Source organism: Pseudomonas sp. LAIL14HWK12:I7 (genome assembly GCF_000483465.1).
GTDB lineage: Bacteria > Pseudomonadota > Gammaproteobacteria > Pseudomonadales > Pseudomonadaceae > Aquipseudomonas > Aquipseudomonas kermanshahensis.
In genome coordinates this window covers 288,534-310,473 of sequence record NZ_KI519605.1, presented here as the reverse complement: position 1 = coordinate 310,473, position 21,940 = coordinate 288,534, and the positions used below count along the sequence as shown (strand labels likewise).

At 62.9% G+C, this 21,940-nt stretch carries 21 protein-coding genes; 6 read left to right on the top strand and 15 right to left on the bottom strand.

The window, feature by feature from the left end; all coding sequences use genetic code 11:
- The first annotated feature begins 12 nt into the window (after positions 1–12).
- Entirely contained in the window at positions 13–1,437 is a 1,425-nt protein-coding gene (locus D886_RS0120800) for a gamma-aminobutyraldehyde dehydrogenase (protein WP_027595736.1), read from the top strand.
- A gap of 303 nt (positions 1,438–1,740) precedes the next feature.
- On the opposite strand, the gene D886_RS0120795 is transcribed toward D886_RS0120800, so the two are convergent.
- The 3 genes from D886_RS0120795 to D886_RS0120785 form a co-directional block, all read right to left on the bottom strand.
- A complete protein-coding gene (locus D886_RS0120795; protein ID WP_027595735.1) occupies positions 1,741–2,847 on the bottom strand; it encodes an NADH:flavin oxidoreductase/NADH oxidase in 1,107 nt (368 codons plus the stop codon).
- A 413-nt stretch (positions 2,848–3,260) separates the two neighbouring features.
- Positions 3,261–4,970, bottom strand: coding sequence for a single-stranded-DNA-specific exonuclease RecJ (recJ, locus tag D886_RS0120790; RefSeq protein ID WP_027595734.1), 1,710 nt, complete (start codon positions 4,968–4,970; stop codon positions 3,261–3,263).
- A gap of 30 nt (positions 4,971–5,000) precedes the next feature.
- Entirely contained in the window at positions 5,001–5,543 is a 543-nt protein-coding gene (locus D886_RS0120785; RefSeq protein ID WP_027595733.1) for a YaeQ family protein, read from the bottom strand.
- Positions 5,544–5,675: 132 nt separating this feature from the next.
- Between D886_RS0120785 and D886_RS0120780 the strand changes: the two genes are divergently transcribed.
- Positions 5,676–6,875: a CaiB/BaiF CoA-transferase family protein gene (locus tag D886_RS0120780; protein WP_027595732.1), complete on the top strand. Its 1,200-nt coding sequence runs from the start codon at positions 5,676–5,678 to the stop codon at positions 6,873–6,875.
- A 15-nt stretch (positions 6,876–6,890) separates the two neighbouring features.
- Positions 6,891–7,766: a TIGR02285 family protein gene (locus tag D886_RS0120775; RefSeq protein ID WP_027595731.1), complete on the top strand. Its 876-nt coding sequence runs from the start codon at positions 6,891–6,893 to the stop codon at positions 7,764–7,766.
- Between the two features lie 139 nt (positions 7,767–7,905).
- Here the strand turns inward: D886_RS0120775 and D886_RS0120770 are convergent, their stop codons facing one another.
- From D886_RS0120770 to xerD, 6 genes are all read right to left on the bottom strand, one after another.
- Complete coding sequence (locus tag D886_RS0120770; RefSeq protein WP_027595730.1) at positions 7,906–8,187, bottom strand: DUF3509 domain-containing protein; 282 nt, start codon at positions 8,185–8,187, stop codon at positions 7,906–7,908.
- A 79-nt stretch (positions 8,188–8,266) separates the two neighbouring features.
- Positions 8,267–8,683, bottom strand: coding sequence for a response regulator (locus D886_RS0120765; protein WP_027595729.1), 417 nt, complete (start codon positions 8,681–8,683; stop codon positions 8,267–8,269).
- 130 nt (positions 8,684–8,813) lie between these two features.
- Positions 8,814–10,223: a threonine synthase gene (gene thrC, locus D886_RS0120760; RefSeq protein WP_027595728.1), complete on the bottom strand. Its 1,410-nt coding sequence runs from the start codon at positions 10,221–10,223 to the stop codon at positions 8,814–8,816.
- A 58-nt stretch (positions 10,224–10,281) separates the two neighbouring features.
- On the bottom strand, positions 10,282–11,586 hold the full coding sequence (locus D886_RS0120755) for a homoserine dehydrogenase (protein ID WP_027595727.1): 1,305 nt from the start codon (positions 11,584–11,586) through the stop codon (positions 10,282–10,284).
- A gap of 82 nt (positions 11,587–11,668) precedes the next feature.
- Positions 11,669–12,430, bottom strand: a complete 762-nt coding sequence (locus D886_RS0120750) for a thioredoxin fold domain-containing protein (protein WP_027595726.1) — start codon at positions 12,428–12,430, stop codon at positions 11,669–11,671.
- Positions 12,431–12,583: 153 nt separating this feature from the next.
- A complete protein-coding gene (gene xerD, locus D886_RS0120745) occupies positions 12,584–13,480 on the bottom strand; it encodes a site-specific tyrosine recombinase XerD (protein WP_027595725.1) in 897 nt (298 codons plus the stop codon).
- 68 nt (positions 13,481–13,548) lie between these two features.
- Between xerD and D886_RS0120740 the strand changes: the two genes are divergently transcribed.
- Complete coding sequence (locus tag D886_RS0120740; protein WP_027595724.1) at positions 13,549–15,375, top strand: sodium:proton antiporter; 1,827 nt, start codon at positions 13,549–13,551, stop codon at positions 15,373–15,375.
- A gap of 3 nt (positions 15,376–15,378) precedes the next feature.
- On the opposite strand, the gene D886_RS0120735 is transcribed toward D886_RS0120740, so the two are convergent.
- From D886_RS0120735 to ffh, 6 genes are all read right to left on the bottom strand, one after another.
- Positions 15,379–15,786, bottom strand: coding sequence for an acyl-CoA thioesterase (locus tag D886_RS0120735; protein WP_027595723.1), 408 nt, complete (start codon positions 15,784–15,786; stop codon positions 15,379–15,381).
- A 96-nt stretch (positions 15,787–15,882) separates the two neighbouring features.
- Positions 15,883–16,233, bottom strand: a complete 351-nt coding sequence (gene rplS, locus D886_RS0120730) for a 50S ribosomal protein L19 (protein WP_027595722.1) — start codon at positions 16,231–16,233, stop codon at positions 15,883–15,885.
- 42 nt (positions 16,234–16,275) lie between these two features.
- Positions 16,276–17,028: a tRNA (guanosine(37)-N1)-methyltransferase TrmD gene (gene trmD / locus D886_RS0120725; RefSeq protein WP_008094486.1), complete on the bottom strand. Its 753-nt coding sequence runs from the start codon at positions 17,026–17,028 to the stop codon at positions 16,276–16,278.
- Between the two features lie 3 nt (positions 17,029–17,031).
- Complete coding sequence (rimM, locus tag D886_RS0120720; RefSeq protein ID WP_027595721.1) at positions 17,032–17,568, bottom strand: ribosome maturation factor RimM; 537 nt, start codon at positions 17,566–17,568, stop codon at positions 17,032–17,034.
- 5 nt (positions 17,569–17,573) lie between these two features.
- A complete protein-coding gene (rpsP, locus tag D886_RS0120715) occupies positions 17,574–17,825 on the bottom strand; it encodes a 30S ribosomal protein S16 (RefSeq protein ID WP_011535318.1) in 252 nt (83 codons plus the stop codon).
- A gap of 259 nt (positions 17,826–18,084) precedes the next feature.
- Positions 18,085–19,461, bottom strand: coding sequence for a signal recognition particle protein (gene ffh / locus D886_RS0120710; RefSeq protein ID WP_027595720.1), 1,377 nt, complete (start codon positions 19,459–19,461; stop codon positions 18,085–18,087).
- Positions 19,462–19,724: 263 nt separating this feature from the next.
- On the opposite strand from ffh, the gene D886_RS0120705 reads away from it, so the two are divergent.
- A complete protein-coding gene (locus D886_RS0120705) occupies positions 19,725–20,534 on the top strand; it encodes an inner membrane protein YpjD (protein WP_027595719.1) in 810 nt (269 codons plus the stop codon).
- A 9-nt stretch (positions 20,535–20,543) separates the two neighbouring features.
- On the top strand, positions 20,544–21,749 hold the full coding sequence (locus D886_RS0120700; protein ID WP_027595718.1) for a transporter associated domain-containing protein: 1,206 nt from the start codon (positions 20,544–20,546) through the stop codon (positions 21,747–21,749).
- Positions 21,750–21,940: the final 191 nt, after the last annotated feature.

The following is a 21,940-nucleotide window of genomic DNA, read 5'->3' as shown; positions in this document are numbered from 1 at the left end:
GAGGAGTCTTCCATGCAAACGCAGATGCTGATCAACGGTCACCTGGTCGCCGGCGAGGGGCCGGCCTGGACCGTGCTCAACCCCGCCTCGGGCAGCGCCCTGGCGCAAATCAACGAAGCCAGCGAAGCGCAGGTCGACAGCGCCGTGCGTGCCGCCGACCAGGCCTTCGAGGGCTGGTCACAAGCCAGCCCCAAGGACCGCTCCCTGGCATTGCTGGCGCTGGCCGATACCATCGAGCAGCATGGCGAGGAACTGGCCCGGCTCGAATCACAGAACTGCGGCAAGCCCTTCAGTGCTGCGCTGAATGACGAAATCCCGGCGATTGCCGACGTGTTCCGCTTTTTCGCCGGGGCGGCGCGCTGCCTGGGCGGCTCGGCTGCCGGCGAATACTTGCCAGGGCACACCTCAATGATCCGCCGCGACCCACTGGGCGTGGTCGCCTCGATCGCGCCGTGGAACTACCCGCTGATGATGCTGGCCTGGAAAGTCGCGCCGGCCCTGGCAGCCGGCAACACCGTAGTGATCAAACCGTCCGAACTGACGCCGCTCACCGCACTGCGCCTGGGCGAACTGGCGCAGGGCCTGCTGCCGCCTGGCGTGCTCAACATCCTCTTCGGCCGTGGCCAAACCGTCGGCACGCCGCTGGTCACCCACCCGAACGTGCGCATGGTGTCGCTGACCGGTTCGATCCCCACCGGCGCGCACATCATCAGCGCCACCGCCGACAGTGTGAAGCGCATGCACATGGAGCTGGGCGGCAAGGCGCCGGTGCTGGTGTTCGACGATGCCGACATCGACGCCGCCATCGAGGGTATCCGCACGTTCGGCTTCTACAACGCCGGCCAAGACTGCACCGCGGCTTGCCGCCTGTATGTGCAGGACGGCATCTACGAGCCATTCGTGCAACGCCTGGGCGAAGCGGTAGCCAGCCTCAAGCCCGGCCTGCAGGACGCCGAGGACACCGAACTGGGGCCGCTGATCAGTGCCCAGCACCGCGACAAGGTCGCAGGCCTCGTGGAGCGGGCTATCGCCCAACCGCACATTCGCATGGTGACAGGTGGCAAGGCGATTGAGGGCGACGGCTTCTTCTTCGAGCCAACCGTACTGGCCGATGCTCTGCAGGATGACGAGATCGTGCGCAACGAAGTATTTGGCCCGGTGGTCTCGGTAACCCGCTTCACCGACGAGGCGCAGGCACTGGCATGGGCCAACGATTCCAACTACGGCCTGGCGTCATCGGTGTGGACCCGCGACACCGGCCGCGCCCATCGCCTGGCGGCGCGCTTGCAGTACGGCTGCACCTGGGTGAACACCCACTTCATGCTGGTCAGCGAAATGCCCCATGGCGGGCAGAAGCATTCGGGGTATGGGAAGGATATGTCGGTGTATGGGCTGGAGGATTACACCTGTGTGCGGCATGTGATGATCAAGCATTGAGTTGGGGCTTGTCAGTAGATTTGTAGCGCCTTCGAGATCGAGCGCCGCCCGCGCGGCGCTTCGCAGCACAAGGCTGCTCCTACATTTGTTTCGGGCCAATTATCCCTGAGCCATGGGCGCGCGGCTCCTTGGCGCCCGCCTTGATATCGAGACGTACAAACAAGGTGGTCGCGCGCGCAGGCACAGGCGTGACTGGCCCGAAACAAATGTAGGAGCAGCCTTGTGCTGCGAAGCGCCGCGCGGGCGGCGCTCGATGTAAGCACCCCCTCACACCCTAAGCCAGACACCCGCAAACCACTCAGTCTAATCCCGCAAATCCGACTCATGAATCGGGTTAGCCCGGCTGGTAGCCCGTTGATACTGCGCCGGCCAGGTGGCCTTGTTGCCGCCCAGGTCATCGTCGGCATGCAGCGGCCAGTAAGGGTCGCGCAGCAGTTCGCGGGCCAGGAAGATGACGTCGGCCTGGCCGGTGCGCAGGATGTGCTCGGCCTGGGCCGGTTCGGTGATCATGCCCACGGTGCCGGTGGCGATTTCCGACTCTTTGCGCACGCGCTCGGCGAAGCGGGTCTGGTAACCGGGGCCGGTCGGGATCTCGGCGTTGACCGACGTGCCGCCGGATGAAACATCGATTAGGTCGACGCCCAACACTCTCAGGCGACGGGCCAGTTCGACGGTTTCATCCGGGTTCCAACCGTCCTCGACCCAATCGGTTGCCGATACCCGCACCAACAGCGGCAACTCGGCAGGCCAGACATTGCGTACCGCCTCGACCACCTGCAGGGTCAGGCGGATACGGTTTTCGAAACTACTGCCATAGTCATCGAGGCGCTGGTTGCTCAGGGGCGAGAGGAACTGGTGCAACAGGTAGCCATGGGCGGCATGGATTTCGACCACCTTGAATCCGGCATTCAAGGCGCGTTCGGTCGAGGCGACGAAGGCCGCGATCACGCCCTGGATCTCGTCCGGGGTCAGCTCGTGTGGTGGTGTGTGTTGCGGGTCGAAAGCGATCTTCGACGGGCCCACCGGTTGCCAGCCGCCCTCTTCCAGTTTGACGCTGCCTTGCTTGCCCAACCATGGGCGGTAAGTACTTGCCTTGCGCCCGGCGTGGGCCAGCTGGATGCCCGGCACAGCACCCTGGGCGGTAATGAAGCGGGTAATGCGTTGCAGCGGCGCGATCTGGACGTCGTCCCACAGGCCAAGGTCTTCGGCGGTAATGCGGCCATCGGCGGTAACCGCCACGGCTTCAGTGATCACCAGCCCAGCGCCACCGACGGCGCGGCTACCTAAATGGACAAGATGCCAGTCGTTGGCCAAGCCATCGACAGCGGAATACTGGCACATCGGCGAGACCGCGATGCGGTTGGGCAATGTCAGCTGACGCAGGGTGTAAGGCTCGAGCAGCAGGCTCATGAGGGCACCTCCCAAGGACTCCAATGGTGATCCGGCCCGGACACTCAATTGCACGTCCCTGGCCCAGGTCCGGTCATAACTTCAGACTAGACCAGAATGGGTGGGGGGGAGGTTCCCTGGGGGTTGGCTTGAGGGTGATGGTACCTGTGAAATCGAGCGCCGCCCGCGCGGCGCTTCGCAGCACAAGGCTGCTCCTACATTTGTTTCCGGCCAGTGAGGCCTGTGATAGTTGCGCGCGACCGCCTTGTTGGTCCTACTCAATATTGAGGTGGGCGGTGAGTGGCCGCGCGCCCATGCCTCAGGAATCATTGGCCCGAAACAGGTGTAGGAGCAGCCTTGTGCTGCGAAGCGCCGCGCGGGCGGCGCTCGATATCCGCCGCACCACAACACCCAAGCCAATCACCTTGAAACCGTCAGCGCGGCTCCATATGGGCAATCATCAACTGCACGCTCTCATTACCGCGAAACTCGTTCACATCCAGCTTGTACGCCAGCTCCACCCAACGCACGGTAGGGTTCGGCCACACCTCGCGGTCGACGCCGAAGGCAATGCCATCAAGCCTCACCGACCCACATTCGCTCTTGAGCACCACTTTCAAGTGCCGCTCGCCGACCACTCGCTGCTCGACCAGCTGGAACACACCATGGAACAACGGCTCTGGGAAGTGCTGCCCCCATGGCCCGGCGTGGCGCAGGGCCTTGGCCAGGTCGAGGTGAAACTCTTCCACGGCCAGGCTGCCATCCGACAGAAGCCGGCCGGTGAGGTCTTCTTCGCGCAGCTGGCGCCGCACTTCCTGGTCAAACGCCTCGGCGAATGCCGGGAAGTTGCCTTCAGGCAACGACAACCCGGCGGCCATGGCGTGCCCGCCGAATTTGCTGATCAGCTGCGGATGGCGCGCCGCCACCGCATCCAGCGCATCGCGGATGTGAAAACCCGGCACCGAACGTGCCGAGCCCTTGAGCATGCCGTCGCCGGCATCGGCAAAGGCAATAGTTGGCCGGTGATAACGTTCCTTCAAGCGTGAGGCAAGAATCCCGATCACGCCCTGGTGCCAGTCAGCGTCGAACAGGCACAAACCGTACGGCATCGATTCGACGGGCAGGTCCTTGAGCTGGGCCAGCGCCTCGCGCTGCATGCCCTGCTCGATAGACTTGCGGTCCTGGTTGAGGTCGTCCAGCTGCTGGGCCATTTCCTGGGCCAGGGCGGCGTCTTCGCACAGCAGGCATTCGATGCCCAGGCTCATGTCGTCCAAGCGCCCAGCCGCGTTCAAGCGCGGGCCCAGAATGAAGCCCAGGTCGGTGGAGGTGATGCGCCGGTGATCACGGCGGGCCACCTCAAGAATCGCCTTGAGCCCCGGCCGAGCGCGGCCAGCACGAATGCGTTCAAGGCCCTGGTGCACCAGGATGCGGTTGTTGGCGTCCAGCGGCACCACGTCGGCGACACTGCCCAGCGCCACCAGGTCGAGCAGCTCGCCGATGTTCGGCTGTGCTTGCGTGTCGTAGCGCCCAAGGCTGCGCAGGCGTGCGCGCAAGGCCATGAGCACATAGAAGATCACCCCGACACCTGCCAACGACTTGCTTGGGAAGCCACAGCCCGGCTGGTTCGGGTTGATGATCGCATCGGCGTCGGGCAATTGTTCACCCGGCAAGTGGTGGTCGGTGACCAGCACCTTGAGCCCCGCCGCCTTGGCTGCCGCCACGCCATCGACACTGGAGATGCCGTTGTCGACGGTGATCAGCAACTGCGGCTGGCGCTGCAGTGCGACGTCGACGATCTCCGGCGTCAGGCCATAGCCGAATTCGAAGCGGTTGGGCACCAGGTAATCGACGTGCGCCGCGCCCAGCAAACGCAGGCCCAGCACGCCAACGGTGCTGGCAGTGGCACCGTCGGCGTCGAAGTCGCCAACGATGAGAATGCGCTGGCGCTGGTCGAGGGCTTCGACCAGCAGGTCTACCCCCGCCTCGATGCCCTTGAGTTGCTGGTACGGCAACAGCCGCGCCAGGCTTTTGTCCAGTTCGGCCTCGGTCTGCACGCCGCGGGCGGCATACAGACGGGTCAGCAAGGGTGGCAGGTTACCCAGCAAGGGCAAGGTCGACGGCAGGGGGCGAGGTTCGATACGCATGGGGTCTTCGGCAATCAGGAAAGGGTCAGGTCAGCCACGCTCACCGAGCAGCCACTCCAGCTGCACTTCGTGCTGGCCACGGTCATCGGTGACGAACACCGTGCCTTCGCTGATCATCACGTCCCACTTGATGCTGCGCGGCATGTCGGTGGCCAGGGTTTCCAGCACCTCCTGCGGCACTGCAGCGATGTTCAGGTTCTTCAGGCCCTTGACCGCAGGCACCACCTTGGTCTCCCACACGCGCAGGCTACCGTAGGCCAGCAGGCTGGTGCGCTCGGTGCGACGGGAGCACCAGGTCAGGCGGTCGGCATCCGGTTGGCCGACTTCGATCCAGTGCAGGACGCGATCGTCCAGGCTCTTTTCCCACAACGCCGGTTCGTCGACATCCGACAGACCACGACCAAACGACAATTGCTCGTTGTACCAGAGTGCGTAGGCCAACAGACGAACGGCCATACGCTCTTCGGTTTCCGAAGGGTGACGGGCAATGGTCTGCTTGACGCTTTGGTAGACGTTGCGATCGAGGTCAGTCAGATTCAGTTCGAATTTGTAGGTAGTGGACGGCTGGGCCATGGTCGACGGGCTTCTTGCGCAAAGAAAAGTCACACAGTCTAACCGATCCTGCCCCTCGTTGCGCCGCGGCAGTATCTGCCGCTTCAGAGCTATGATAAAACCACGGCTCTGCCCAGTTGCCACGGATGCCCCATGTCTACGCCCAGCAAACCCCTCGCCGGCCTGAAAGTCATCGAACTCGGGACCCTGATCGCTGGCCCGTTCGCGTCGCGCATCTGTGCCGAGTTCGGTGCCGAGGTGATCAAGGTCGAATCCCCCGATGGCGGCGACCCGCTGCGCAAATGGCGCAAGATGTACGAAGGCACGTCGCTGTGGTGGTTCGTGCAGGCACGCAACAAACAGTCACTGACCCTCAACCTCAAGCACCCGGACGGCCGCGAGATCCTCAAGCGCTTGCTGGCCGAGGCCGATATCCTGATCGAGAACTTCCGCCCCGGCGTGCTGGAAAAGCTCGGCCTGGGCTGGGATGTGCTGCACGCGCTCAACCCGCGCTTGGTCATGGTACGCCTGTCGGGTTTCGGCCAGACCGGGCCGATGAAAGACCAGCCAGGTTTTGGCGCAGTGGGCGAGTCCATGGGCGGCCTGCGCTACATCACCGGCTTCGACGACCGCCCGCCCGTGCGCACCGGTATCTCCATCGGTGATTCGATTGCCGCGCTGTGGGGGGTGATTGGGGCCTTGATGGCGTTGCGGCACCGCGAGGTCAACGGCGGCCAGGGCCAAGTGGTGGACGTGGCGCTGTACGAGGCGATCTTTGCCATGATGGAAAGCATGGTCCCGGAATTCGACGTCTTCGGTTTCATCCGCGAACGCACCGGCAATATCATGCCCGGCATCACGCCCTCCTCCATCCACACCAGTGCCGATGGCAAGCATGTGCAGATCGGCGCCAATGGCGATGCGATCTTCAAACGTTTCATGCAGGCCATAGGCCGCGCCGACCTGGCCGATGACCCGTCACTGGCCACCAACGATGGCCGCGACCTGCGCCGTGACGAGCTCTATGGGGTGATCGACCGCTGGGCCAACAGCCAGCCGCTGGAGCAGCTCATGTTGGTGCTCACCACCGCCGAAGTACCTGCAAGCCGCATCTATTCTGCCGAGGACATGTTCAACGACCCGCAATACCTGGCGCGGGAAATGTTCCTGCAGGCGCGCCTGCCAGACGGCAAACCCTTCAAGATGCCAGGCATCGTACCGAAGCTTTCGGAAACCCCCGGCTCCACCGAGTGGGTCGGCCCTGCGCTGGGCGAACACACCGAAGTACTGCTCACCGCCCTGGGCTACGACGCGGCCGCCATCGCCGGCCTGCGCGAAGCAGGCGCGGTCTGACGCCTGCCGCCGCCGATGCGAGCTGCCCACTGGTTACGCACCCTGCTTTTGCTGTGCGCGCTGCTGCCTGCACTGGCCGTGCCGCACGCGGCGGCCAAGGAGCGCTTGTTGTGGCTGGTTCGCGACCTGCCGCCCTTCACCATTTTTGAAGGGACAGAGAAAGGCCAAGGGGTGGTTGACCGCCTGCTGCCACTGCTGATCGAGCAGATGCCTGAATACGATCACAGTATCGTCCGGGTAAACCGTGCCCGCGGTATCCAGATGCTTCAGGACCCGAACACTTTTACCTGCGACCCAACCTTGCTGTGGACGCCGGAGCGTGCCGAGTACGTGCACTTTTCCATACCGTCGCTGGGGGTGTTGAGCGGGGGGCTGGTGGTGCGCAAGGCAGGTGAGGCACTGCTGGCGCCGTTTCTCACCGACAACGAGGTCGACCTGCCCGGGCTGATGAGCCACACCCCGTTGAAGCTCGGCATCGTCGCCGAACGCAGCTATGGCACGCAGATCGACGAGATCCTGCGCCAATTGCCAGACTCGGCACTCAGCCGCCACTACGGCAACGATGCCACCGCCAACCAGTTGCAGATGCAACAACTGGGGCGCCTGCACATGGTGATGGGGTATTGGCCAGAAGTGCGTTACCTGATCCAGCAGCAAGGCGGGTCACTGGGTGACTACCAGTTTCATCCGGTTCGGGGCGTGAACCGCTATCAGTTTCTGCATGTGGGTTGCTCAGACTCGGCACTGGGTCGCGAGGCCGTTGCGCATATCGACCAGCTATTGCCCACGCTACGCCAAGAGACCTTGCCAGGGCTCTATGCCCGGTGGCTGGACCCTGAGTTGCAGGCAACCTACCTGGAACAGAGCAAGCAGTTTTTCAAACAACCCTAGTACTGCAGACAAAAGAAACCCCGGAACGCTGGGGAGGACGCCCGGGGCTAATTGAAAGTCCCTTGGGACTTCCCGTGACAGCCTGCCAGCACCGGAGCAATGCGCTGGCTAGCTGCCCTTACTGTGTCTGATAAGCAATTCAGGCAAAGGTTCCCGGCATTTGCTGTCGCTGTTGCAAGGCAGCAATCACACAGGGCTGCAAGCGGCCTTCGGCAATCTGCAGGTCACGGTGCAAACCATCCACCAGGTCAATGAGCAGGCGCTGTTCCTGCAACTGGCGCAGGCTCACCGTGCGTTGCAGGGTGATGCCTTCAAGGCTGTCAAAGACGGTCAATTGGCGGTTGCCACTGGCATCGGCAACGCCCAGGTGCGTCTGGTAGGGGGTCAGGGCTTCGTTCAGCAGTCTGCAGATTCTTTCCATCCGGATCACTCGCTGCGTGGTGGGCTATGGAGAAACTGACCAACAAGCGCAGCACAAAGTTCGAAACGCCGCGGCTGTTTCAGTGAGCATGCGGGGCGCAGGTGACAGTTTGAATACGCCCGCCCAGGCGCTGAAGTGCGCGTTGCAGATGGGCCATGGACAGTGGCCACGGCAGCTCGGCGACGACCCACAGCCCCCGTCGCTTCGCCTCCAAGGCCAGGTTCTGCTGTTCGGGTGTGGCTTGGCCGACGAATAACAAGGCGCGCAAGGCGTGGCTACCTGCAAGTTTTTTCAACAGCGCAAGCCCTGCCCTTTTGGGCATGGCGTGATCGAGGATCAGCAAGTCAGGGCAACGCTTAGCGCTCAGGCACGCGTGCAGGTCGGCGGCTTCTTCAGTGATGCGCACATTGAAGATGCCTTGGGCATTGAATGCCTGATGCAGGAGGATTTGATGGGAAGGGCGTGCCTGGTGAATCAGCACATAAGGCCTGGACATGAGCCACTCCTGGAGAAAGGACTGGCAAATCTAGGCAACATCCCAAGAGGGTTAAATAGGAAATATCCGAAATATCAGATGGAAAACCAGACAATCAAGGGCCGCTAAGCAGCCCTTGATATCACCGCAATTAAAGCGGCTTACCGCGGTTACCATGCTGGCTGACAAAGCCCTGAACGGCCTTCAGGTCATTGGCCAGCACCGTGCAACGCTCTTCGCGGCTGAACAGGTCGGCCAGGTGTGCAGGCAATTCCAGCGCCTTGCCAACACCTGCCTTCTCCACGGCTTCCGGGAACTTGACCGGATGCGCGGTACCCAGCACCACCATCGGCGTGTCCAGGCTGCGACGGCACTCGCGGGCGGCCTTGACGCCGATCGCGGTATGCGGGTCGAGCACTTCGCCGGTGCTGGCAAACACTTCGGCGATGGTCTCGCAGGTCTGCTCGTCACTGACGGCCAGCGAGTCGAACAGTTTGCGCGCTTCGGTCCAGCGGTCTTCGTCAACGCTGAAACCGCCACCCTGCTTGAAGTTGTCCATCAACGCGGCAATGGCTGCACCGTTACGGCCGTGCAGGTCGAACAGCAGGCGCTCGAAGTTGGACGACACCATGATGTCCATCGACGGCGACAGGGTCGCGTGCAGGGTGTCCTTGACGTACTGGTTGCCGCTCATGAAGCGGTGCAGGATGTCGTTACGGTTGGTGGCGACCACCAGCTGGCTGATCGGCAGGCCCATGTTGCGTGCCAGGTAACCGGCGAAGATGTCGCCGAAGTTGCCGGTGGGCACCGAGAACGCCACCGAGCGGGCTGGGCCGCCCAACTGCAGGGCTGCGTGGAAGTAGTAGACGATCTGGGCCATGATCCGCGCCCAGTTGATCGAGTTGACGGCCACCAGGCGGGTGCCCTTGAGGAACGACTGGTCGGCGAAGCTGGCCTTGACCATCTCCTGGCAGTCGTCGAAGTTGCCTTCGATGGCGATGTTGTGGATGTTGTCGCCGAAGATGGTGGTCATCTGCCGACGCTGTACTTCCGACACGCGCTGGTGCGGGTGCAGGATGAAGATGTCGACGTTGTCGCAGCGGCGGCAACCTTCGATGGCCGCGGAGCCGGTGTCACCGCTGGTGGCACCGACGATCACCACACGCTCGCCACGCTTGACCAGCACGTGGTCGAGCAGGCGGCCGAGCAGTTGCAGGGCAAAGTCCTTGAAGGCCAGGGTCGGGCCGTGGAACAGCTCCATCACCCACTCGTTGCTGTTCAACTGGCGCAGCGGCGCCACGGCGGCATGGGCGAACGCGCCGTAGGTTTCCTCGAGGATCTTCTTGAAGTCGGCGTCGGCGATGCTACCGGCGACGAACGGGCGCATCACGCGGAAGGCCAGTTCGTGATACGGCAGGCCAGCCCAGGAAGCGATCTCTTCCTGGGTGAAGCGCGGCAGGTTTTCAGGGACGTACAGGCCGCCGTCGCTGGCCAGGCCAGCCAGCAGGACATCTTCGAAATTCAGGGCCGGTGCCTGGCCACGGGTGCTGATATAGCGCATGGTGCAAACCTTCGATACTGAGGCCGGGGCCGCGTGCGCGGCCCAACGGCATGATTCGTTAATTGAGCTGTTCGACGCGGATGCGCACGACCTTGCCGACCACATCCTGCAGGGCTTCCAGGGCGACAATGGCGTCGTTGATGCCCTGCTCGACCACGCGATGGGTCAGCAGGATCATCGGCACCAGGCCGTCCTGTTCCTCGGCTTCCTTCTGCATGATCGACTCGATGTTGATGCCACGCTCCGAGAGAATGCTGGCCACCTGGGCCAGCACGCCGGGGTGATCCTTGGCCTGGATGCGCAGGTAGTAGGCGCTTTCACAGGCTTCTATCGGCAGAATCGGGTGCGCCGACAGCGAGTCTGGCTGGAAGGCCAGGTGCGGCACGCGGTTTTCCGGGTCGGAGGTCATTGCGCGAACCACGTCGACCAGGTCGGCAACGACCGACGAAGCGGTCGGCTCCATACCGGCACCTGCGCCGTAGTACAGGGTCGAACCGGCGGCGTCGCCGTTGACCATGACCGCGTTCATCACGCCGTTGACGTTGGCGATCAGGCGATCGCTCGGGATCAATGTCGGGTGCACGCGCAGCTCGATGCCTTCAGCCGTGCGACGGGCCACGCCCAGGTGCTTGATACGGTAGCCCAGGGCCTCGGCGTAGTTCACGTCAGCGGTGGTCAGCTGGGTGATGCCTTCGGTGTAGGCCTTGTCGAACTGCAGCGGGATGCCAAAGGCGATGGACGCCAGGATGGTCAGCTTGTGGGCCGCATCGATGCCCTCGACGTCGAAGGTCGGGTCGGCTTCGGCATAACCCAGGGCCTGGGCTTCGGCCAGCACGTCCGGGAAGGCACGGCCTTTTTCGCGCATTTCGGTGAGGATGAAGTTACCGGTGCCGTTGATGATGCCGGCCAGCCAGTTGATACGGTTGGCCGACAGGCCTTCACGGATCGCCTTGATCACCGGGATGCCACCGGCAACCGCCGCTTCGAAGGCGACGATGACGCCCTTCTCGCGGGCCTTGGCAAAGATTTCGTTGCCATGCACGGCGATCAGCGCCTTGTTCGCGGTGACCACGTGTTTGCCGTTTTCGATGGCCTTGAGCACCAGGTCGCGGGCGATGGTGTAACCACCGATCAGCTCGACGACGATGTCGATTTCCGGGTTGGTCGCAACGTCGAACACATCAGCGGTAATGGGGGTACCGGTAGTCTGGCAGTTCGGGTTCTGCGAGCGCATGGCAATCTGTGCCACTTCAATACCGCGCCCGGCACGGCGGGCAATCTCCTCGGCGTTGCGCTGAAGTACATTGAAGGTTCCGCCACCGACGGTCCCCAACCCACAGATGCCTACTTTGACCGGTTTCACTGTGAACTCCCCATTGAACGGCCGGCACCTGCGCCGACCGTGAAACATGCCGTCACCCCATGACGACGGCGTACTGTATTGATTACTTGGCTGCTTGCTGCTGGCCGGCCAGGGCCAACTTGGCCACTTGCGGTGCCGGCTGGTAGCCCGGGATTACCTGGCCGCTTTCAAGGACGATCGCCGGCGTGCCGTTGACGCCGATCGACTGGCCCAGCTGGAACTGCTTGCTGACCGGGTTGGCGCACTTGGCGGCCTTGATTTCCTTACCCTCGACCATCTTGTCCAGCGCCGCACGGCGGTCGCTGGAGCACCAGACTGCCTGCAACTGCTGATCACCTGGCGAACCGAGGCCCTGGCGCGGGAAGGCGACATAGCGCACTTCGATACCGCGGCGGTTGAGCTCCGGCACTTCGGCGTGCAGCTTGTGGCAGTACGGGCAGGTGGTGTCGGTGAACACGGTGATGTGCGACTTGGTCTCGCCCTTGGCAGGATAAACCACCATCTCGGCGGCTGGAATGCCGTTGATGAGCTTGGCAACGCCTTGGCGCTCGGTCTTCTCGGTCAGGTTGACCGGCTTGCCGTCCTGGATCTGGTACAGGTAGCCCTGCATGACGAACTGGCCGTCAGCACTGGCGTACAGCACGCGGCCGCCCTGCAGCTTGACTTCATACAGGCCATTAAGCGGGCTGCTGGCGACGCTTTCAACCGGCACTTCCAGTTCGAGGTTCTGCAACGACTTGCGAATGGCCTGCTCGGCACCGGCATTGCTGTCGGTTGCCGCGGCAACGGCAAAGGTACTGGCCAGCGCCAACGCGGCGGCGGCGAAAATTTGGGTCACGCGCATGGGAACTCCTGAAGGCGGACAGGGGCCGGAGGGCGTCGCCTGCGGAAAAAACGCGGCGACCGTGCGGCCCTTGGTGCAAACCGCCCAAGCCTACCACAACACGCTAGCCGTGAAGGGGTCTGCGAGTACCGGTCGGCGGAACATGAAAATCATTCATCCACGCGGGTGATGCTGGGCGTGCAGTTGCTGCAGACGGGCTTTGGCCACGTGGGTGTAGATCTGCGTGGTCGACAGGTCGCTGTGGCCCAGCAGCATTTGTACCACGCGCAGGTCGGCGCCGTGGTTGAGCAGGTGGGTCGCGAAGGCATGGCGCAGGGTATGCGGCGACAGTGATTTGTCGATCCCGGCGACCTGTGCCTGGTGCTTGATACGGTGCCAGAAGGTCTGGCGGGTCATCTGCTCGCCGCGCAGGCTGGGGAACAGCACATCGCTCGGGCGCCCGTTCAGCAGCTCGGGGCGGCCATTGCGCAGGTAGCGTTCCAGCCATACCACCGCCTCTTCCCCCATCGGCACCAGGCGCTCCTTGCTGCCCTTGCCCATCACCCGCAACACGCCCTGGCGCAGGTTGACCTGATCGAGCGTCAGGCTGACCAGTTCGGTCACGCGCAGGCCACAGGCATAAAGGACTTCGAGCATGGCGCGGTCGCGCTGGCCGATGGCTTCGCCGAGGTCCGGCGCCTGCAGCAACGCCTCGACGTCGGCTTCTGACAAGGATTTGGGCAACGGCCGGCCCAGCTGCGGCATCTCGACCTGCAAGGTGGGGTCGACAGCGATCAGCTTTTCCCGCAGCAAGTAACGAAAGAAGCCACGCAAGCCAGACAGAAAGCGTGCTGTGGATCGTGGCTTGTAGGCTTGGTCGAGGCGCCAGGCCAGGTGATCGAGGATCAGCTCACGCCCCGCGTCGGGCAAGGCCACGCTCCGCTCCTGCAGCCAGCCATTGAACAGCGCCAGGTCGCTGCGGTACGAAACCCGGGTGTTGTCGGACAGGCCTTTTTCCAGCCACAGGGCATCGAGAAACTGGTCAATCAGGGGGTGGTCGAGGGCGGGCATGAAAACTCGGTGGCAAACGACGAAATGACGCTTAGTCTTTCATAACAACGCCGGCATAGGGAGCCCGCATGAACGAACAGCAGATCCTGCTCAGCGTCGCGGGCATCGGCGGCGCCGCCCTGGCCTGCCAGTGGCTGGCGTGGCGCCTGAAATTGCCGGCAATCCTCTTCCTGCTGCTGGCCGGCATCACCGCCGGCCCGCTGCTCGGCTGGCTCGCCCCCCAGGCGCTGTTCGGCCCACTGCTGATGCCCTTGGTGTCGCTGGCCGTGGCACTGATCCTGTTCGAGGGCAGCCTGACGTTGCACTTGTCGCAGTGGCGCGACATCGGCAGCGTGGTCCACCGCCTGGTCACAATCGGCGCCCTGTCGACCTGGCTGGTGATCGCCCTGGCGACTCACTGGCTGCTGGGGTTCGACTGGCCGCTGGCGATCCTGTTCGGCACCTTGACCCTGGTCACCGGGCCGACGGTGATCGTGCCCATGCTGCGCGTGGTGCGGCCGAAGGCGGCGATCGCCAACATCCTGCGCTGGGAAGGCATCGTCATCGACCCGATTGGCGCCCTGCTCGCCGTGGTGGTGTACAGCTTCATCATCGCCAGTGCCGATGGCAATGGCCTGAGCCAGAGCCTGGCCACCTTTGCCGGGGTGATCTTCTGTGGCAGCGCACTGGGCGCGGCCGGCGGCTGGTTACTGGGGCAGGTCATGCGTGAGCAGTGGCTGCCAGAGTACCTGCACAACCTGGCTGCACTGGCGGCAGTGCTGGGCATCTTCATCGCCGCCAACCAGATCGTTCACGAATCTGGGCTGCTGGCCGTGACGTTGATGGGCATGTGGCTGGCCAACATGCGCGGGGTGGATGTGCGGCAGATCCTGCACTTCAAGGAGAACCTCAGCGTGCTGCTGATCTCCGGTCTGTTCATTCTGCTGGCCGCACGCCTCGACCTGCATGCCTTGCTCGGCCTGGGCCCAGCGGTGCTGGCGCTGTTGCTGGTGATCCAACTGCTGGCGCGGCCGCTGAACGTCTTTTTGTCCACCCTCGGCTCGGGGCTGAACTGGCGCGAACGGGCCTTGCTGGCCTGGATCGCACCGCGCGGTATCGTGGCCGCGGCAGTCTCGGCGATCTTCGCCATCCGCCTGCACGAAGCCGGCCATGAGGATGCACTGCTGCTGGTGCCGCTGACCTTTGCCGTGATCATCGGCACCGTAGTGCTGCAAAGCGCCACGGCCAGGCCCTTGGCGCGCCTGCTCAAGGTGGCCGAGCCTGCCCCCAGCGGCTTCCTCATCGTCGGCGCCAACGGGCCCGCGCGCACCCTCGGCAAAGCCCTGCAGCAACTGGGCTGCCGGGTATTGCTGACTGACTCGAGCTGGGAAAACATCCGCGCCGCGCGCATGGACGGGCTGCCAACCTACTTTGGCAACCCGGCCTCGCAGCATGCCGATGCACACCTGGACCTGGTCGGCCTCGGCCATCTGCTGGGGCTGTCCCCTGCAGGTGAGATCAACGCCTTGGCCTGCGCACGTTTTCGCCACGATTTCGGCCATGGCCGCCTGTTCGTGCTGGCCAGCGGCCTGGAAAAACAGCGCAGCGACAAGCACCGCGCCAGTGAGGAACACCGCGGCCATTTGCTCGGCTCAAGCCCGATGACCTACCAACAACTGGCCAATCGCTTGCACCACGGCGCCGAGCTGTACAGCACCACCCTGACCGAGGGTTTCGACTGGGACAACTATCAGGCACTGCATGGCGAGCGTGCGCACCTGTTGTTCGCCCGTGACAGCCACGGCTGGGTGCATGTGTCGAGCCCTGACAACCCGCTCACCCCGCAACCTGGCTGGACCCTGGTGGCGCTGGTAGAACCGGCGCCAGTCGCGGGCACGGCCACCACACCAGGGTGAACCTCAGGCTGCTGGCAGCACCGGCACCGGGCGCTTGTCTTCGTCGATGGCGACAAAGCTGAACACGCCATGGATTGCCCGCTCACGGCCATCCAGGTACATGTTCTCGACGAACACATCCACCTGCACCTGCAGGCTGGTGTTGCCCACTTTGATCACCGTGCCCACCAGCTCGACGATCGAGCCCGCCGGGATCGGGTGCTTGAAGTCGATACGGTCGGTCGACACCGTTACCAGCGGCAAACGGCAAAAGCGCGTGGCCGCGATGAACGACACTTCATCCATCCAGGCCAGCGCAGTGCCGCCGAACAGGGTGTTGTGGTGGTTGGTGGTGTTGGGGAACACCGCCTTGGTCACGCGGGTCACCGACAATTCGGTGCGGCGCTGGATTTCCTGGTCTCGGGTTGTCATGTCGGGTCACATCGCTTGGGGTTCAAAACGCAAAAAAGCAGCCCGAAGGCTGCTTTTTTTCTCGCAAGGCGGCCTGGGCCACCGGTCAAACTGCACTCAGGACAGTTTTTCCTTGATGCGAGCGGCTTTGCCGGACAGGTCGCGCAGGTAGTACAGCTTGGCTTTACGCACGTCACCACGACGTTTCACGGCCAGGCTGTCGATCTGCGGGCTGTAGGTCTGGAAGGTACGCTCTACGCCAACGCCGCTGGAGATTTTGCGCACGGTGAAGGCGCTGTTCAGACCGCGGTTACGCTTGGCGATAACGACGCCTTCGAACGCCTGCAGACGGGAACGCTCACCTTCCTTCACTTTAACCTGGACGATAATGGTGTCGCCCGGTGCGAAGGTTGGGATTTCCTTGCTCATCTGCTCGGCTTCGAGCTGCTGGATGATCTTGTTGGTCATGCTGTGCTCCTAAGATGGATACGTGATCCACCATCGATACGTTTAACTATCGTCCCGCTCGCGGAGGTATTCCTCGAGCAGCTTCTTCTCTTCTCCAGAAAGCGAGCGACTTTCCAGAAGATCGGCGCGTCGTTCGAAGGTCCTACCAAGGGACTGCTTCATCCTCCAACGCCGGATATGTGCATGGTTGCCACTTAGCAACACGTCGGGAACACGCTGATCCGCATACACCTCAGGTCGGGTGTAGTGCGGGCAATCGAGCAGACCGTCGGTGAAAGAGTCTTCCTCCGCCGAGTCCACATGCCCTAAAGCTCCGGGCAGCAGCCGCGTAACCGCATCGATCAGTACCATGGCCGGCAGCTCGCCACCGGAAAGCACATAGTCGCCAATCGACCACTCCTCATCGACATGAGCCTCAATAAAGCGCTCGTCGATGCCTTCATAACGACCGGCGATCAGGATCAACGATTCCTGTTCGGCCAGGCCTTTGACCGCTTGCTGAGTCAGCTTGCGGCCTTGCGGCGAAAGGTAGATCACCTTTGCCGATGCTCCGGTCGCTTGCCTGGCGCTAACCAGGGCGTCTTCCAGAGGCTTGATTTTCATCACCATGCCCGGACCACCGCCAAACGGCCGATCATCCACGGTATGGTGGCGATCTGTGGTGTAGTCCCGCGGGTTCCAGCACGTTACCTGAAGCAACCCCTGTTTTACCGCGCGGCTGGTAATACCGTACTCCGTGATGGCCGAGAACATCTCGGGGAACAACGTGATGACGTCTACGCGAAGGTTACCCATCGTTTAGAAGTCCGCGTCCCATTCAACCCGCATCACGCCTGCTTCGAGGTCGATTGCCAGCACGCATTGCTCCGTATAGGGCAACAAACGCTCGCGATCATCCAGGCTGCCTGCGCACGGCTTGACCACCATTACATCGTTCGCACCGGTCTCCAACAGGTGATCGACCTTGCCGAACAGGTGTTCGTCCTGGTTGATGACCTTCAAGCCCTGCAACTGGTACCAGTAGTACTCGTCGACGGGCAGGTTGGGCAAAAGGCTCCGCGGTATGCAGATCTCGTAACCACTCAGAAGACGGGCTTCATCGCGATCATCGAGGCCTTTCAGTTTCACGACCAGGCCCTTTTGGGAGCCACGACCGCTGACCAGCTCTACCTGTTTTACCTTGCCTTCGTGCTTGAGCGTCCAGCGTGGATAATCCAACAGGTTTTCAATCGGATCGGTAAAGGAATACACCTTCACCTCGCCGCGAACGCCGTGAACCGAAAAAATCTTGCCAACGACGATGAGGTCGTCAGCCTTTTCTGGCGTCGCGTTCATATATCTTAGGCAGCGGCCTTGGCAGCTTCCTTCAGCAGCTGAGCAACACGCTCAGACGGCTGCGCGCCCTGGCTCAGCCAGTAGGTGACGCGTTCCTGGTTGACCGACAGCTTGACTTCGGCGCCCGATGCGATCGGGTTGAAGAAGCCAACGCGCTCAACGAAACGGCCGTCACGGGCGTTACGCGAGTTGGTCACGGTCAGGTGGTAGAAAGGGCGCTTTTTCGAGCCGCCACGGGCCAGACGAATGGTTACCATGTGAACATCGTTCCTATAGTCGGTGCTGCAGTTGGTACTGCAGTCGGTGCTGCAAATCTGAAAGCCAAATAGGCACATGCGTGCCCAAAAGGCCGCATATTCTCGGGGAATACACGGACATTTGCAAATGACTTTTTCGGCAAGGCCTCGCCATGCCGTCCAGATTCGCCGGTTAAGCCACGCTTTTCGCGGCCATTGCCCCGCCACGGCGGGGGTTCTGAGCGCTCGTCCGGTAAAAGACAAGCGCCCGGAATAGGGGTTACAGCTTCGGCATGCCGCCGCCTGGCATCATGCCGCCAAGGCCGCGCATCATCTTGGCCATGCCGCCCTTGGCAGAGAATTTCTTCATCATCTTCTGCATCTGCTTGTGCTGCTTGATCAGCCGGCCGACGTCCTGCACCTGGGTGCCGGAGCCAATGGCGATGCGGCGCTTGCGCGAGCCGCTGAGCAGGTCAGGATCGCGGCGCTCGGCCGGGGTCATGGAGTTGATGATCGCCTCCATCTGCTTGAACTGCTTCTCGGCCGCGCCCTGGGCATTGCCCATCTGCGACAGGTTGACCCCGCCGATGCTCGGCAGCTTGTCCATCAAGCCGCCCAGGCCGCCCATGTTCTTCATTTGCTGCAGCTGGTCGCGGAAGTCTTCAAGGTCGAAGCCCTTGCCCTTCTTCAGCTTCTTGGCCAGCTTGTCGGCCTTGGCCTTGTCGATGGTCTGCTCGGCCTGCTCGATCAGGCTGAGCACGTCGCCCATGCCGAGGATGCGCGAGGCGACGCGGTCCGGGTGGAACGGCTCAAGGGCCTCGGTCTTCTCACCCATACCGATGAACTTGATCGGCTTGCCGGTGATGGCACGTACCGACAACGCGGCACCGCCACGGGCGTCACCGTCGACCTTGGTCAGCACCACGCCGGTCAGTGGCAGGGCTTCACCAAAGGCCTTGGCGGTGTTGGCGGCGTCCTGGCCGGTCATGGCGTCGACCACGAACAGGGTCTCGACCGGCTTGACCGCGGCATGCAGCGCCTTGATCTCGTCCATCATGTCGGCGTCGATGTGCAGACGGCCGGCGGTGTCGACGATGACCACGTCGATGAATTTGAGCTTGGCTTCGCGAATCGCCGCTTCAGCGATGGCGACCGGCTTCTGGCTGATATCTGACGGGAAGAAGGTTACGCCGATGTCGTTGGCCAGGGTTTCCAGCTGCTTGATCGCGGCCGGGCGGTAGACGTCGGCCGAGACCACCATCACGCTCTTCTTCTTGCGCTCCTTGAGGAAGCGCGCGAGCTTGCCGGCGGTGGTGGTCTTACCTGCACCCTGCAAGCCAGCCATCAGCACCACGGCAGGTGGCGCAGCGTTCAGCGCGAGGTCTTCGTTGGCCGCGCCCATCAGGCTTTCGAGCTCGGCCTGGACGATCTTCACGAAGGCCTGGCCTGGGGTCAGGCTGCGCGACACCTCGGTACCGACCGCACGTTCCTTGACGCTGTTGACGAAATCCTTGACCACCGGCAAGGCAACGTCGGCCTCGAGCAACGCCATGCGCACTTCGCGCAGCGTGTCCTTGATATTGTCTTCAGTCAGCTTGGCCTTGCCGGTGACATGGCGCAGCGTCTGTGACAGGCGGTCGGTCAGGTTTTCGAACATGGTGATCCTTTCAGGCCCAGTAAAAGCCGAGGTTTGTCAGGCGCCCAGGGGGGAAATGCACACACCCGGGGCACAGCAAGGCGGCGATTATAGCGAAGTGCGGCGGCGGCGCACACCTTGCCTTCCCAGCGGCAAGCTACGAACGTCAAGCGGCAAGAAAATGCAGCCACCTCGCGGATCCGCCTTTGCTTGTACCTTGCGGCTTCCAGCTTGCAGCTCTCTATGCCAAACTCCGTCTCTTTAAGGCTCGCCAACCAGGACTTATGTTCTCCTCACCCAGCCTCATCCCCAACCTGATCGCCGCCGGCCTTTATATAGCTGCGACCCTCTACCAGGGCACGCACCTGGCCCAGGGCCGCAAAGCTGACAAACGGCTGCTGGGCCTGCTCGGCGCCCTGGCTGTCATTGCCCAGGGCGGCGCCCTGTTCTTCCAGCTGATCACCCCGCTGGGCCTGAGCCTGGATTTTTTCAGCGCCGCCAGCCTGATCGCCGTTGCGGTCATTACCCTGACCTTGCTGGCGTGCCTGCGCATCCCGGTAGAAAACCTGCTGGTGCTGCTGTTCCCGCTGGGCGCGGTCACTGCGCTGCTGGCCCAGTTCGCGCCCCCCGGTACCGTGCCGCTGATCAACGAAGAACCCGGCATCCTTGCGCACATCCTGCTGTCGATCCTCGCCTACGGCCTGTTCACCATCGCGGTGTTCCAGTCGTTGCTGCTGTTGCTGCAGGACCACCAGCTGAAAAACAAGCACCCGTCAGGCCTGATCCGCAACTTCCCGCCGCTGCAAACCATGGAAAGCCTGCTGTTCGGCTTTCTCTGGGCCGGCTGGTGCCTGCTGTCGCTGTCGCTGATTTCTGGCTGGCTGTTCCTCGACAACCTGTTCGCCCAGCACCTGGTGCACAAGACCTTGCTGGCCTGCGTCGCCTGGGTGGTGTTCAGCGTGCTGCTGTGGGGCCGCACCCGCCTGGGCTGGCGTGGCCACAAAGCGATCCGCTGGACGCTGGCCGGTTTCTGCCTGCTGATGCTGGCCTATTTCGGCAGCAAGCTGGTTCGCGAATTCATCCTGCATATCTGACGGCCGCCCATGGACACCCTGCCGTACGCACCGCTCCTCGGCACTCTGGCACTGGCGCTGCTCTGGTCGGCGCTTTTCAGCGCCGTGGATGCCGCCCGCCTGCAGCTCAATGGTTCGCTGCGCAATGGCGACGATGGTCAAGCCCCCCTGCCCGCCCAGGCGCTGGTGCTGTGCGCCAGCCTCGGCAAGTTGCTGGTGCTGGGCCTGGCGTGCCTGATTGGCCAGCGCTACAGCGGCGAACACGGCTTCTGGCTGGCAGGCCTGGGCGCGACGCTGGCCTTGCTGGTGTTTGCCGAATTCCTGCCGCGGCGCCTGGCGCGGCGTAACCCGCAGGCGTTTGCAAGCCTGGGTGCAAGCCTGCTGAAAGTGCCCCTGGCGCTTCTGCAACCCTTGGCCTGCCTGCTCGATGGCTGCGCCAAGCTGCTGCTGCGCCCGTTCCGTGTGCAGCCTACGGCGGTCGCCTTGCACCCGGAACAAGACGACGACTTCGACGAAGACGAAGAGCACGAGCCTGCACGCCATGGCCTGCTCGACGGTTTGCAGTCCTTGGACAAAGTCACCGTCAACGACATCCTGGTGCCGCGCAACGAAGTCGATGGCATCAACCTGGACGACCCGATCGAACGCATCATCGAGCAGCTGATCGTCAGCCGCCACACCCGCTTGCCGGTCTATCACAACGACATCAACCAGGTTGAGGCGATCCTCAACACCAAGCTGATCAGCCACCTGCTGCCCAAGGCGGAGCTGACCCTGGAGAAACTCCACGGCGCCTGTTACGAGCCCTATTTCGTACCCGAAAGCACGCCCCTGCAGCTGCAGTTGCTGAACTTCCATAAACAGCAACGCCGCCTGGGTGTGGTGGTGGACGAATACGGCGAGGTGCTGGGCATCGTCACCTTGGAAGACATCCTCGAAGAGATCGTCGGCGAGTTCGAAGACGAACAGGGGCTGGACAACCCGCACGTACACCCTCAGCCCGATGGCACCTTCGTCATCGAAGGCACCGCCTCGCTGCGCGAGATCAACCGCACCCTGGGCTGGCACCTGCCCTGCGATGGCGGGCCGAAGACCCTCAACGGCCTGGTCACCGAAGCACTGGAAAGCATCCCGGAAAGCGCCGTTTGCCTGAAGATCGGCCGATATCGCCTGGAAATCCTCGAAACAGAGGACAATTGCGCCAGCAAGGTACTGGTGTGGACCGTGACCCGATAGCTATACTCGGGTCACGCTTACCCAGCCCCGCCGTCCCGCCTGCTACCCGCACCCGGCGCCACACGGCCAGTCCGCTCCACTGACACGCCCCGCGGTCCTGCTTCAACACCCCGAACAGTGCCCGCTCCCGCCCCTATCCCCCTTGGGCTATCGTCAGTCGGGCGAGCAAAAGAACAATACGCTCCGGCGTC